The sequence below is a fragment of the Vibrio sp. genome, from assembly GCF_048266485.1.
Lineage (GTDB): Bacteria > Pseudomonadota > Gammaproteobacteria > Enterobacterales > Vibrionaceae > Vibrio.
On record NZ_JBLWZK010000003.1, the window covers coordinates 154936 to 168329 of the forward strand.

The following is a 13394-nucleotide window of genomic DNA, read 5'->3' on the forward strand; positions in this document are numbered from 1 at the left end:
ATCTTACTTGGTATGGGTGCTATGAATTCTTCTGATACGCAACATATTCACAATTTACCTCTTGCAGAGCGATTAGGTCGTTTAACTCGGTTATGGCGCATGGTTGCTGATACTGAATTAAGCCCTTTAGGACTGACTTATCCTAGGTGGAGCGCTTTATGGAAGTTGCGTCAACTCGGTGATTGCATTAGTCAAAAGTGCTTAGCTGAAGGGTTAGAAATAGAATTGGCCTCATTGATGCGAACGCTTAATCAATTAGAGCAGCAGCAACTGGTTGTTCGTAAGACATGCCCAAATGATAAGCGAGCCCGTTTAGTCTGCTTGACCAAGGAAGGAGAGACGATCTTGAAGCAGATGGAGACCAGAATTTACGATGTTCGTAAAAAAATATTATCAGGGGTGTCAGAGAAGCAATTGCAAGAATTTGAATTTGTGATTGAACATATTAGCCATAATGCGTTAGAGCAACTAAAAGCTCGAGAGTAAAATATTTAACAAATTAGAGAGAGTTATGTCCCCAGATCAACAATTTGCACGCCTTGTACGTATCGCCATGTTTGGCTTTGCCTTTATCTTCATTTATTTCTTAGTTGCTGATTTGAAAATGCCAGTGACTACTGAGTCTATGGCGACGAGAGCGATTGTCAAAGTTGCCCCGCAAGTCAGTGGACGTATTGAGCATGTCAATGTTCATAATAATCAGACAGTAAAAAAAGGTGATGTGTTATTTGAAATCGATGCTTCGCCTTTTCAACTGGCAGTTGATGAAGCGCGTTTATCACTCGAGCAAGCGAGACAAAACAACCAAGAATTAGATGCGGCACTTGAGGCTGCGAAAGCGAATATTCATGCCGCAGAAAGTATCAGTGAGCAGAGAAACCGAGAAGCGAACCGTATGGTCAATTTATTGAAGAATCATAGTGTGTCACAACAAGAACGAGATCAGGCAGTGAGTAATGCTCGTTCGGCACGAGCTAATTTACTTGCTGCAAGAGCTGAGCTTGAAAAAATCAAAGTCAGTCGCGGACTTGGTGGTGAAGATAATTTAAGTATTCGTCAGGCTCAAAATCACTTAAAGCAAGCGGAATTAAATCTTTCTTATACTCGAGTAACCGCGGAGAAAGATGGTTTAGTCACTAATTTACATCTACAGGAAGGCAGTTTTAAAAGTGCTGGTAGCCCAGCATTAGCTTTGGTATCACAGAAAGTGGATGTCATTGCCGATTTCCGTGAAAAGAATATTGCCTATACACATCAAGGCGATCATGCGATTGTGGCTTTTGATGGTCGTCCAGGGCAGTTATTTGATGCCATAGTAGAAAGTATTGATGCAGGAGTAAGTTCTGGTCAGTTTGATGCGAATGGGCAGTTAGCCACTCCAACGTCTTCAGATCGCTGGGTACGAGATGCGCAGCGCTTACGTCTACATTTGAAATTAGTAAATACATTGGACTTTCCTGCTGCTGCAGGGGCTCGTTCCACGGCTCAATTGATCCCTGATAATACTGTCTTTGCTTTATTAGCTAAGGCGCAAATTAAATTCATTAGTTTATTGCACTACGTTTATTAAGGGCGGTTGAGTATGTTGTTACTTCGCCATCACCCATTGAACGCCAATGATGTTAGGCAATGTTTACGTATCGCCACAGGAGCAACATTAGGTTTTTTGATCTGTAAAATATTCGGTTGGCAAAACGGTGTATTTTATACCGTTACACCGATCTTATTATTAGGTTTGATACCACAGGTCAATATGCATGTTGTGCGTCAGGTTTTGGCTTCTGCTTGTGTTTCAGCGGTTGAAGTTGGATTGATCGCGGGCATGCTTGGAGATCATCCTGTCATGATGGCACTTATGGCTTTTTTGATGTTTCTCTACCGCTTTATGGCGATGAGCAAAGGTAGCTTATTTTTATTTGGTGCTACTGGGGTCATTAACCTAAGTATCATGTTGCACTTTGCTAGTTTTCCGAGTACCAATATCGAGGTGCTGATTTCAGATAATATTGTTTCATCTTGTACCTCATTAATGATTGCTTATTTAATGATGTACTTATGGCCTGATATCGAACCTCGATCCGCAAGGCCTGTAGTTGAAAAAAGTGCCAATCGAATGCGTCATGAAGCTTTATTAGGATCTATCATGGCTACCTTGTCTTTTATTGTTTTTCAAGTACTTGATTTACAAGATTCAATGTCGGCTCAAGCGACCAGCTTATTACTACTGTTCCCTATGAATTGGGATGGAATGTTAGGTTATGCGCGCAAGCGTGCTATAGGTACCATTCTTGGTGTGACTTTTGGCATTGTTGTACAAGTGATTTTATATGATTGGTCAAACATGTTGATCTTCGTGGTACCACTTCTTTGGATTGGCCTAATGATTTTCAGCCAGGCTCATGTCAAAGAAGCGAGTGGTTCTGGTGCTGGTTTTGGCGCCATGACCACATTAGGGATCTTATTTGGTCAGTATTTACGCCCTAATGGTGATTTGATATTCAGCGCTTTATATAGAATGAGTAGTATTGGTGTGGCGATTGTGATCACGTTAATGGTGTGCTTTTTCTTGCATAAGTTTTTAAATCGTTTCGAAGCGACACGCTTTGGTGCATAACATCGTATTACTTGCTTTGCTTGTTAGGCTTTCTCTGTTCGTTTTTTTGCTGATTGATGCCCAATAAAAGGCAAGCTATTCTATTGATCTTGCCTTTAAATCTCATAAAACGAAATCTTATTCATTTATTGTAAATTAATATCTACTTTTCCTTTTGGTAGTCATTCCTTCTTTCTTTAATACTTAAAAATATAAAGTTTTGATCTGTGTTTGCGATCATGTTTTTCTGGTTTTTCTGTTTATAAAAGATGTTATAAATATGTTTAAAATTCTGCAAATAAGGATTTTGTAGATAGTATATTTTGCAATTTGATTCTTTATGCGACATTTGTGACTAATTAATCGCTTTGGCATAGAGATATTAAAAGTAGGAATTACAACAAATAGAACCATTGTATTTTAAAATGGAATTTGGGCAGTAAAAGGATATTAATATGATGATAATTCGACCGGTCAGATTGGAAGACCGAGCCGCAATTGTAGAGCTTGCCAGTAAAACGGGAGTCGGTTTTACGTCACTTCCACAAAATGAAGAACGAGTTGCGCAACGAATTGAACGGATGCTTAATACTTGGCATCAACATGCTCAGCTTGAAGAACAAGGCTACCTGTTTGTTTTAGAAGATACCGAATTGAACAAGGTCGTGGGGGTGAGTGGCATTGAAGTGGCCATTGGCCTAGATGAACCTTGGTATAACTATCGTGTAGGCACGACAGTACATGCCTCCAAAAAGTTGGGTGTTTATCGCAGCATGCCAACGCTTTTCCTCAGTAATGATCACACCGGTTATAGTGAACTGTGTACACTTTTCTTAGATCCTGACTACCGTCACAGTCAAAATGGCTACCTATTATCTAAAGCTCGCTTTCTATTTATGGCGAACTTCCAAGACCGATTTTCTGACAAATTAATCGCTGAAATGCGTGGTTATTCTGATGAGCAAGGCCGCTCACCATTTTGGGAAAGCTTAGGTCGACATTTTTTCAGTATGGATTTTGCTGAGGCTGATCATCTATCTGGCATGGGTAAGAAAGCTTTTATTGCCGAACTTATGCCGAAACACCCAATGTACGTTGAGTTCTTAACTCAAGAAGCGAAAGAGGTCATTGGCAAAGTCCACCCTCAAACTGAACCGGCAGCCGCTATATTAAATAGTGAAGGGATGAAATATGAAGATTGTGTCGATATCTTCGATGCAGGCCCAACCTTAGAGGCGAGAATTGAAGATATTCGTGCGGTCAGAGACAGTGAGCTGTGGTCTGTTTCTATTCAATCTCCAACGGTATCGCTAGATAGCCCTGTTTACTTACTTGCCAATCAAGATTTCTTAAATTACCGAGCCGTAATAGGCCAAGTGTCATTTGAAAACCGATCTATTTGTATTTCTTTCCATACTGCCGAAGCATTAGGCGTAAAAGCGGGCGATGTGATCCGCGCTGTCACTTTATTTCCAAAGGAGAATTCGTAATGTCTCATCCAAATCTATTCATTAATGGCCAGTGGTGCAATGCAACGGGTCAATCATTTGATAAAACCAATCCTGCAAATAATGCGGTGATTTGGCAAGGTCAAGAAGCGACAGCCGAGGATGTAGATAAGGCGATTAATGCCGCGCGAACTGCTTTTCCTCGTTGGGCGAGAACGCCACTTGAGAAACGTATTGAGTTATTAGAAACCTTTTCTCAATTACTAGCTGAAAACAAACAGCATTTGGCTGAAGTGATCTCACAAGAAACCGGTAAGCCGTATTGGGAAACCTTAACAGAAGTTGGTGCGATGGTCGGCAAAGTGGCTATTTCACTGAAAGCTTACCATGAAAGAACCGGTGAAAAATCGACGGATATACCAGATGGACAAGCGGTACTACGTCATCGTCCACATGGTGTGCTAGCGGTATTTGGTCCTTATAACTTCCCAGGGCATTTGCCGAATGGACACATTGTTCCTGCGTTGTTAGCTGGTAACACGATTGTATTTAAGCCTAGTGAATTGACGCCTTGGACAGCCGAAGAAACCCTAAAACTGTGGGTAAAAGCGGGCTTGCCTGATGGCGTTATTAACTTAGTACAAGGCGGTAGAACCACTGGTGAAGCCTTAGCCTCACATAGTGGCACTGATGGATTATTGTTTACAGGTAGTGCGAATACCGGTTATCACTTACACCGTCAATTGGCCGGTCAGCCAGAGAAAGTCTTGGCACTCGAAATGGGCGGTAATAATGCGCTGATTGTTGAAGACATTGAAGATATAGATGCAGCCGTACATTTAACGATTCAATCGGCCTTTATTTCAGCAGGTCAACGTTGTACCTGTGCACGTCGCTTGCTAGTGAAAGAAGGCGCGCAAGGGGATGCTTTTATTAAGCGCTTAGTTGAAGTGAGTAAAGATATTGGCGTTGGTGAGTGGAATGCTGAACCTGCGCCATTTATGGGTAGTGTGATTTCTCTACATGCAACAAAACAATTACTCGCGGCTCAACAAGATCTACTAAAGAAAGGTGCTACTTCGTTATTAGAAATGACGCAAGTCGATGATCAAGCGGCCTTTTTGACTCCGGGGATCATGGAAATTACCGGTGTCGAGGGCATTGCCGATGAAGAACACTTCGGCCCGTTGCTGACCATCATTCGCTATCAAGATTTCGACCAAGCGCTGCACATTGCCAATAACACACGCTACGGTTTATCGATGGGATTGATTTCGCCAAATCGAGATCATTATGAGCAACTATTAATTGAATCGCGTGCTGGTATTGTCAACTGGAACAAGCCGTTAACTGGCGCTTCAAGTGCTGCGCCATTTGGTGGTACGGGAGCATCGGGAAATCATCGTCCTAGTGCTTATTACGCAGCGGATTATTGTGCATGGCCAATGGCATCACTTGAAAGTGACAGCATTGCGTTACCTGAGCAATTATCTCCCGGCTTAACGTTTAAGTAAGGAAGTCGATATGAAAGCGTATGAAGTCAATTTTGATGGTTTAGTGGGGCTGACTCACCACTATGCAGGTTTGTCATTTGGTAATGTGGCGTCAACCAGCAATCAAAATGCCGTATCTAACCCTAAGCTGGCAGCCAAACAAGGCTTGCTGAAAATGAAAGCCTTGAGTGATATGGGCTTTAAGCAAGGCGTGTTACCACCGCAAGAGCGTCCACATATTCCGACGTTAAGACAGCTTGGCTTTAGCGGAACCGACGAACAAGTGCTTGCCAGTGTTGCTAAACAAGCGCCGAAATTGTTGTCGGCGGTCAGTTCAGCCTCTTCGATGTGGACAGCCAATGCCGCTACCATGTCGCCATCGGCAGATACATTGGATGGTCGAGCACATTTTACCGTCGCTAATCTCAATAATAAATTCCACCGTGCGATTGAAGCGGATACGACTAGTGCCACGCTTCGAGCTATGTTTAACAACGAACAATACTTTGCTCACCACGATGCTTTGCCGCAGCAATCGGTAATGGGTGATGAAGGCGCTGCTAACCATAACCGCTTATGCAGTGAATACGGTGCGAAAGGCGTTGAAGTCTTTGTCTATGGCAGACAAGCCTACGGTGGCCAAGTTGAACCGACTCGTTACCCAGCAAGGCAAACCTTAGAAGCCAGTCAAGCCGTCGCAAGATTACATGGGTTATCTGAACAACAAACCGTATTTGTGCAGCAAAACCCAGAGGTTATCGACCAAGGCGTTTTTCATAATGATGTTATCGCGGTCAGCAACGGCAATGTGTTGTTTCATCATGATCAAGCTTTTTTAAATCAGATTGCGATTTTTGATGAAATTAAACAAAAACTCTCATTGCAACAAACCGATTTTATTTCCATTGAAGTATCAACAGAGCAAGTGTCGGTACAAGATGCTGTCAGCACCTATCTTTTTAATAGTCAGTTATTAACGAAACCCAACGGCAAGATGATGCTGGTAGTGCCGGAAGAGTCTCGCCAAAACACCAATGTGTGGAATTACCTTACGGAATTACTTAACTCGAACGGGCCAATTGATGAAGTGAAAGTGTTCGATTTACGAGAAAGCATGCGTAACGGTGGTGGGCCGGCATGTTTACGACAAAGGGTAGTGTTAACCGAAGCTGAACTGCAAGCGGTGACGCCACAAGTGCTAATGAATGATGATCTGTTTAGTCTCCTAAATACTTGGGTAGACCGTTTTTATCGAGACCGACTACTCGAAACCGATTTGGTTGATCCACAATTGTTGAATGAAAACCGTCAGGCATTAGATGAGCTGACGCAAATTCTCGCACTTGGCAGCATTTATCCATTTCAACAATAATAAAAGGTGTAAGTGTTATGGATAACTTTCTGGCAAGTACTTTAAATCAACAAGCGCCTCTTATTACTAATGGAACGATAGGGGAAATTAATTGGCACTGGCTTGATCATGGCGTCATGGTGATTGAGCCAAACGAGGGTGAAGTGAGCGACCGAGAGCATGTTTTGTTGTCTGCTGGCGTGCATGGTAATGAAACTGCACCGATAGAATTGCTCGATCAGTTAGTGAATGATTTACTCAATGGTAGGCTAAAACTCAATGTAAAACTGATGTTGATGTTGGGTAATCCAGAGGCAATGCGCAATGGGGAGCGTTACAACGATATTGATTTGAATCGATTATTTAGCGAGCATCATCAAAACTACCCATCGTGCGCTGAAACCTTGAGAGCGGAGCGGCTTGAAGCGTTAACCGTACAGTTTTTTGAGCCGGCTAAAGGCCGCAAGCTTCACTTTGATTTACATACTGCGATTCGAGAGTCGCACCATGTTCGCTTTGCATTATTGCCATATAAAGAGAGTAGCCAATATAGTCAAAAAATGTGTGATTGGTTGTCGTGTTCGGGCGTTGAAGCCATTGTATTAAACCAAGCGCCGAGCGCCACATTCTCTTATTATTCAAGCGAACATTGTGGGGCAGATAGCTGTACTTTAGAGCTAGGAAAAGCGAAGCCATTTGGTCAGAATGATTTATCGCAATTTACCGCTATTGATTCAGGGTTAAGGCAATTAATTTCTAAAGGCTTAACAGGCACAGAATCGAGTCAATCCGACATTAAGGTTTACCAAGTTTCCCAGCAACTAACCAAGTTATCTGAAAGCTTTGTAATGAACTTCAGTGATGATGTAAAAAACTTTACCGCTTTCGAACAGGGAGAAGTATTAGCCGTTGATGGTGATACAATTTACCGAGTGCAACAATCGACAGAGTGGGTACTGTTTCCTAATCCTAAAGTGAGACCAGGTTTAAGAGCGGGGTTGATGTTGGTAGAAACTGAGCAAGAGGTAATTTTCCAATAGCTGTCGTATTTCTGATTTATATACCCAAAGTAATTGGAGTTGCAGTGAGGTGACAAGTGAATGAGGCCCCATGAGCATCGCTTGTCTATGCCTTTCTTTATAAAAAAGATAGGGGGGCGAATGAACGCTGGCAACAAAGCTGCAGCTTCAAGTACGACGGGTATAAATACTAGAAAGCCACTGATGCTAAATACAGCATACAGTGGCTTTCTAGTATTTATAGGGAGAATACGTTCACTTGAGACTGATTAACAATCCGTATCTTCAGCGTTAATGCCTTCTTTGATGTCTTCACATTTATCTTCAATCGCGTTACCAGCATCTGTTGCCATATCATCCATTGAGTCTTGAACATCATTGGCATGATCTGATATGTCATTGGTCATTTCATCAACTTTATCAGCTGCTACATCGGCTTGGTCAGACATTGCATCGTTGGCTTGGTCTAGTTGCTCACCCATTTGATCAGAAGTTTCAGATGCTGACTCTTGTACATCAGTTGCCATTTCATCCATTTGTTGTCCTGCATCGTCAGTCATTTGCTGAGTTTGCTCGACGGCAGTATCCACTTTTTCTTCAGCTTTCTCTGCCGTATTGTTGTCACAAGCGGCAAGTGCAAGTGCAAGTGTAAAGAAAGCGGCTACTGCGAATGGTTTCAACCAATTTGTTTTAGTCATATTCACTCCTTAGTGTGTGAGATATGGTAAGGGAAAAATCTCAAAAATTTGTTACTTAAATGTGGTGTACCAATTCACTCTAGCCTATTTATAAATTATTACGATGTTAAGTTGATGAAATTAACCAATCTATAACAGCACATGACATCGAATTTACTTAAGTGGTTAAAATTACCTAATAGACTTATAAACTGTCAGTATTTTTCACCATCTTTCTCAAGTACAATGATGCCAAATTGTATCTGTTTAGTTATGTAAGGAATTCCATGAGTCAATTTGTTGTCTGTGCTCTGTATAAGTTTGTCGAGCTTAAGGACCATCAATCGCTGCAATCACCATTATTAGAGTTGATGGAAAAGTATGCTATTCGCGGTACGTTATTATTGGCTCATGAAGGGATTAATGGCACGGTGGCGGCCTCACGTGAGGGTATTGATGCTTTGCTGGCGTGGTTTGGTCAAGATGATCGCTTAGCCGACATTAACTATAAAGAGTCTTATCATCAAGAGATGCCTTTCAATCGCTCTAAAGTGAAGTTGAAGAAAGAAATCGTCACGATGGGGGTTGAAGGGATCGATCCGAAACAAGTCGTTGGAACCTACGTTAAGCCGAAAGATTGGAATAATTTAATCGCAGATCCGGAAGTGTTTGTGGTGGATACACGTAATGACTATGAAATTGAACTTGGCACCTTTGAACGTGCGGTTAACCCTAATACCGAGACATTCCGAGAGTTTCCAGATTATGTAAAAGAAAACCTCGATCCAGAAAAACATAAGAAAGTCGCGATGTTTTGTACAGGTGGGATTCGTTGTGAAAAGTCGACTGCTTACTTAAAAGAGCAAGGCTTTGATGAGGTTTATCACCTTGAAGGCGGCATTCTGAAATACTTGGAAGAAGTCCCTGAAGAAGACAGCTTATGGAAAGGGGATTGCTATGTATTTGATGGTCGAGTAGCCGTAAACCATCAATTAGAAAAAAGTGAATATGAGCTTTGTAATGCTTGTCGTTTACCGATCACCGATGAAGATAAACAAAGTGAGAAGTTTGAACAAGGCGTAAGTTGCCCTAAATGTTTTGGTACTCATTCTGATGAACAAATTGAACGTTTCCGCGAGCGTGAAAAACAAGTTCAATTAGCAAAGCAACGCGGTGAAGAGCATGTTGGCGGTGATGCGGTAAAACTGATGGAGCAAAAGCGTCAATTAAAGCTTCAGAAGAAAGCAGAACAACGTCAATCTAAGCGCTGATTTTACAGTGTAAATAGTCCGAATAAACTCAAGCCTAGAGTGAAAAATTCATCTCTAGGCTTGAGTTTTTGCTACTACTGCTTAATTATGCTCTTTGGGGAAGTAAAGTATTCTTAATATATGGAAAGACTTTTCAACCTAGCATTAGTATTTTTTCAAGATCTCTGTAATTTCCTCTACCGTATTAGCTGAAATGATTGCGTCAATGTCATTATCATTTTGAAACAGCTCTGACAGTGCCATTATCGTTTGTATGTGGCTATCGGAATCCATTGCGGCAAGTGTCACGGCAAAATAAACCATTCCATTGTCCTCGGATTCAAAATCAGCACCATTTTTAAATACGGTTACCTGAAGAGATGCTTTATTAACACCATCTTCTGGCCTAGCATGTGGCATCGCAATTTTCGGGGCCAATACATAATAAGCACCAATTTCCTTATGCTTTTGCTTAATCGCCTCTAGGTATGTTGCTTCAATACTTCCTTGCTCAAGAAGCTTGCGACAAGTGATATCAAGAGCAGCATTGACACTCAGATTTTCTTCATTTGAGATAACGATATTATCGCCAATTAAACTTAATAAGCTCATGACACAATCCACCCAAGAATTAAACCAACAACACCAAAGTCAAAATCTGCAAAAGTAGTGGCTTCTAGGCCGATGTTTCCTAATACAGGGAGTAGAAGCATTGGTAAGAAAGAAATACATAATCCTTGTGTAAAGGAACCTAAAATCGCACCTCGTAAACCGCCTGTTGCATTACCATATACTCCGGCAGCACCACCAACAAAGAAGTGAGGAACCACACCTGCCACAATAATTGTCCAATCAAACATGCCTTGTATACCCATAGCGACAATGCCGGCTGCAAATGATGATAAAAAACCAATTAATACAGCATTAGGTGCCATTGGGAATACCATTGGGCAGTCTAGTGCAGGTTTTGCACCAGGAACTAACTTGTCAGAGATCCCTTTAAATGCAGGAACAATTTCCGCAATCAACATCTTCACGCCTTGCAGAACAATGTATACACCACCAGCAAAAGTAAGTGATTGAATAAAAGTAAATACTACCCAGTTTTGACCGCCAGATACGGTTTCAACAAAATCCCCACCGGCAAAAAGAGAGGCAAACAAGAAGAAAATAGCCATTGTTACGGCTACTGCAACTGGAGTGTCACGTAAGAACATCAAGCTCTTTGGTACATTCATGTCCTCAGTCGTTCTAGAAGTATCACCAAATTTACTACCAATAAAGCCAGATATTAAGTAAGAGAAAGTAGAGAAGTGCCCGATTGCTAGTTGGTCGGTTCCCATTACTTTTTCTGTATATTTTTGAGCAAGTGCCGGCATGATCACCATCAGTGAACCAACAAGAATTGAACCTATGGCTACCAACAATGTTCCAGTGATACCAGCGGTAGATAAAATCACCGCAACTAGCATAGACATAAACATAGTATGGTGACCCGTTAAGAAAATATATTTTAACGGTGTGAATCTAGCGAGGAGAATATTGACGATGAAAGAGAAAAACATGATCAATGCCATCTCATACCCAAAAGCTTCTTGTGCTATAGCAACAATAGCTTCGTTATTGGGAATGACACCACTGACACCAAATGCTTCTGTAAATACGATTGAAAAGTTATTTAAAGCGCCAACTAATGCTCCGGCACCAAACCCTAAAATCAGGAAGCCCATTACGGTTTTTATTGTACCCTTAAGAACTGTTGAAACATCAGCCTTCTGAGCAACCAAACCAATAAAAGCAATTAAACCGACCATGATTGCTGGCTCTTTTAATAAGCCCAGCATAAATTCAAAAAAGTTTTCCATTATATTCCCCCTCAGATGAATGCTTTTAATTGCTCTTCAATTGATTCTTTATCAAAGATATTTGAAAGGCTTACAACGTTCTCTTTACCCATTTCTTTTAATTGAGTTGCAATATCTGTTGCTGCTACCCAAATATCGGCTTTAGTGGATGTCGCTGAGGATAAATCTTCGTGTTCTACTTCTGCTGAAAAGCCAATTTTATTAACCACTTCTTTTACTGCCATCTCCATCATTAATGAAGTACCAAGACCATTTCCGCATACAACCATAATCTTTTTCATAATTATTATCTCTTATAGGGTTTATTGTGTTGATGGGAGGATGTTAGCGAAATTGTCTCGAATCAATATAGATCTCCCTCACAAAGTCAAAATGACCTTGTGAATCAGATCACGCAATTTAAGGCTAAATTAGTATGACTTTCGAAATGAATAACTTAACGTGACATTGATCAACGTTATAGATTGGGGGGAATCATAAACACGGGGAGGGATTTACTTACCATAGTCGGTAAGCATTTTCTTAAGAAGGGAGTTTACGTCTTTAGTTTTTTTATTTCTTTTTGTTAAGGCACTAAGTGATGTAGGGAGTTCTAATTCTGCATTGGTGTTACTGTCTTCTGCTGCTCGTTCTCGCAGCTTTTGAACCGCAGCAAGTATTAGTCTAATTTCAGTGCCATTATTATCTTCTAGCACCACAATATTACCTGAATCAACTTGCTTTACCGTTAATAGGCCATGCTTTTGTGATTCATATTGCTTACCAACCATAGAGGATTGTGCAGGCACAGAGCGGTCGATGATTTGCCCATTGCGAAGTTTTGCTGCTGTTGTGGATCTAATATTGCCCGTATTTTCAAAGGCTATAATGACGGTATGAGTATTGTAATATTCAACCACCACCACAGGACCATGCTTTTTGGTTTCAAAAATAGAACCAATCTGCATATCTTTGGGTGCTTCCATTTTTTTCACAAACATCATTCAATACCGTATACAACGTGAAAACTATCATTTATATAATTATTATACGCACAAATTACATTGCAAAGCATTTTAAACACGATTAAGGATATATAAACGAAAAGCACGATCCACACTTTTTGATTATGATACAGCCAAACCTAGTAGTGATAGCGACACGAAATTATCGTAATAGATTGAGCGTCTACGGCATAAACAAGTCTGTTTGTATCATCAATGCGGCGAGACCAAAAACCAGATAAGTTCTCTTTCAACGGTTCAGGTTTACCTATGCCCTCAAATGGAGAGCGCTTTACATCATTAATGAGTTTATTTATGCGCTTTAGTGTTTTTTTGTCCTGGTGTTGCCAGTATACGTAATCACCCCAAGCTTCATCAGTCCACGATAATAAACGCTGCTGACTAGTCATCAATTAACTCTCGTTCAGTTGGTTTTCCAGAACGATACTGCTCGATTGAGCGGTTTAGATGCTCTGCGTTTTTAGGGGAACGAAGTAAGTGGACGGTTTCCATTAGGCTATTGTAATAGTCTAGAGACATAACCACAGCATCTTCAGAATCTCTGCGAGTAATTACGGTAGTGTCGGCATCATTAACGACACCATCTAAAACGGTTTTGAGGCTATTTCTAGCTTCAGTAAACGATACGATTCTCATAATAATCTCCACATGTACATTTAATGGAACAAGTATAGCGTTGAGCGATTAACCTGTA

Annotated in this window: 15 protein-coding genes; 8 read left to right on the plus strand and 7 right to left on the minus strand. The window is 41.1% G+C overall.

Annotated features, from left to right (window positions below):
- The first annotated feature begins 21 nt into the window (after positions 1-21).
- The 7 genes from slyA (at position 22) to astE (ending at position 7925) form a co-directional block, all read left to right on the plus strand.
- The gene (gene slyA, locus ACN0T8_RS06610; protein WP_417879850.1) at positions 22-486 is read left to right on the plus strand and encodes a transcriptional regulator SlyA; all 465 of its coding nucleotides are present in this window, start codon (positions 22-24) and stop codon (positions 484-486) included.
- 25 nt (positions 487-511) lie between these two features.
- A complete protein-coding gene (locus ACN0T8_RS06615; RefSeq protein ID WP_417879851.1) occupies positions 512-1570 on the plus strand; it encodes an HlyD family secretion protein in 1059 nt (352 codons plus the stop codon).
- Positions 1571-1585: 15 nt separating this feature from the next.
- A complete protein-coding gene (locus ACN0T8_RS06620) occupies positions 1586-2614 on the plus strand; it encodes a DUF2955 domain-containing protein (RefSeq protein ID WP_417879950.1) in 1029 nt (342 codons plus the stop codon).
- A gap of 434 nt (positions 2615-3048) precedes the next feature.
- On the plus strand, positions 3049-4083 hold the full coding sequence (astA, locus tag ACN0T8_RS06625; RefSeq protein ID WP_417879852.1) for an arginine N-succinyltransferase: 1035 nt from the start codon (positions 3049-3051) through the stop codon (positions 4081-4083).
- On the plus strand, positions 4083-5555 hold the full coding sequence (gene astD, locus ACN0T8_RS06630; RefSeq protein WP_417879853.1) for a succinylglutamate-semialdehyde dehydrogenase: 1473 nt from the start codon (positions 4083-4085) through the stop codon (positions 5553-5555). The genes astA and astD overlap by 1 nt, the downstream gene beginning before the upstream one ends.
- 10 nt (positions 5556-5565) lie before the next feature.
- On the plus strand, positions 5566-6906 hold the full coding sequence (gene astB / locus ACN0T8_RS06635; protein ID WP_417879854.1) for an N-succinylarginine dihydrolase: 1341 nt from the start codon (positions 5566-5568) through the stop codon (positions 6904-6906).
- 17 nt (positions 6907-6923) lie between these two features.
- Positions 6924-7925: a succinylglutamate desuccinylase gene (gene astE / locus ACN0T8_RS06640; protein WP_417879855.1), complete on the plus strand. Its 1002-nt coding sequence runs from the start codon at positions 6924-6926 to the stop codon at positions 7923-7925.
- 248 nt (positions 7926-8173) lie between these two features.
- Here astE and ACN0T8_RS06645 read toward each other — a convergent pair whose 3' ends face one another.
- Positions 8174-8602, minus strand: a complete 429-nt coding sequence (locus ACN0T8_RS06645; RefSeq protein ID WP_417879856.1) for a hypothetical protein — start codon at positions 8600-8602, stop codon at positions 8174-8176.
- 266 nt (positions 8603-8868) lie between these two features.
- Between ACN0T8_RS06645 and ACN0T8_RS06650 the strand changes: the two genes are divergently transcribed.
- Positions 8869-9852, plus strand: coding sequence for a rhodanese-related sulfurtransferase (locus tag ACN0T8_RS06650; RefSeq protein ID WP_417879857.1), 984 nt, complete (start codon positions 8869-8871; stop codon positions 9850-9852).
- Positions 9853-9996: 144 nt separating this feature from the next.
- On the opposite strand, the gene ACN0T8_RS06655 is transcribed toward ACN0T8_RS06650, so the two are convergent.
- From ACN0T8_RS06655 to ACN0T8_RS06680, 6 genes are all read right to left on the minus strand, one after another.
- Positions 9997-10443, minus strand: coding sequence for a PTS sugar transporter subunit IIA (locus tag ACN0T8_RS06655; RefSeq protein WP_417879858.1), 447 nt, complete (start codon positions 10441-10443; stop codon positions 9997-9999).
- The gene (locus ACN0T8_RS06660) at positions 10440-11696 is read right to left on the minus strand and encodes a PTS ascorbate transporter subunit IIC (RefSeq protein WP_417879859.1); all 1257 of its coding nucleotides are present in this window, start codon (positions 11694-11696) and stop codon (positions 10440-10442) included. The genes ACN0T8_RS06655 and ACN0T8_RS06660 overlap by 4 nt, the downstream gene beginning before the upstream one ends.
- 11 nt (positions 11697-11707) lie before the next feature.
- Entirely contained in the window at positions 11708-11977 is a 270-nt protein-coding gene (locus ACN0T8_RS06665) for a PTS sugar transporter subunit IIB (RefSeq protein WP_237293988.1), read from the minus strand.
- Positions 11978-12190: 213 nt separating this feature from the next.
- The gene (locus ACN0T8_RS06670) at positions 12191-12676 is read right to left on the minus strand and encodes a hypothetical protein (RefSeq protein WP_417879951.1); all 486 of its coding nucleotides are present in this window, start codon (positions 12674-12676) and stop codon (positions 12191-12193) included.
- A gap of 143 nt (positions 12677-12819) precedes the next feature.
- Positions 12820-13089, minus strand: a complete 270-nt coding sequence (locus ACN0T8_RS06675; protein ID WP_417879860.1) for a Txe/YoeB family addiction module toxin — start codon at positions 13087-13089, stop codon at positions 12820-12822.
- A complete protein-coding gene (locus ACN0T8_RS06680) occupies positions 13082-13336 on the minus strand; it encodes a type II toxin-antitoxin system Phd/YefM family antitoxin (RefSeq protein ID WP_417879861.1) in 255 nt (84 codons plus the stop codon). The genes ACN0T8_RS06675 and ACN0T8_RS06680 overlap by 8 nt, the downstream gene beginning before the upstream one ends.
- Positions 13337-13394 lie beyond the last annotated feature (58 nt).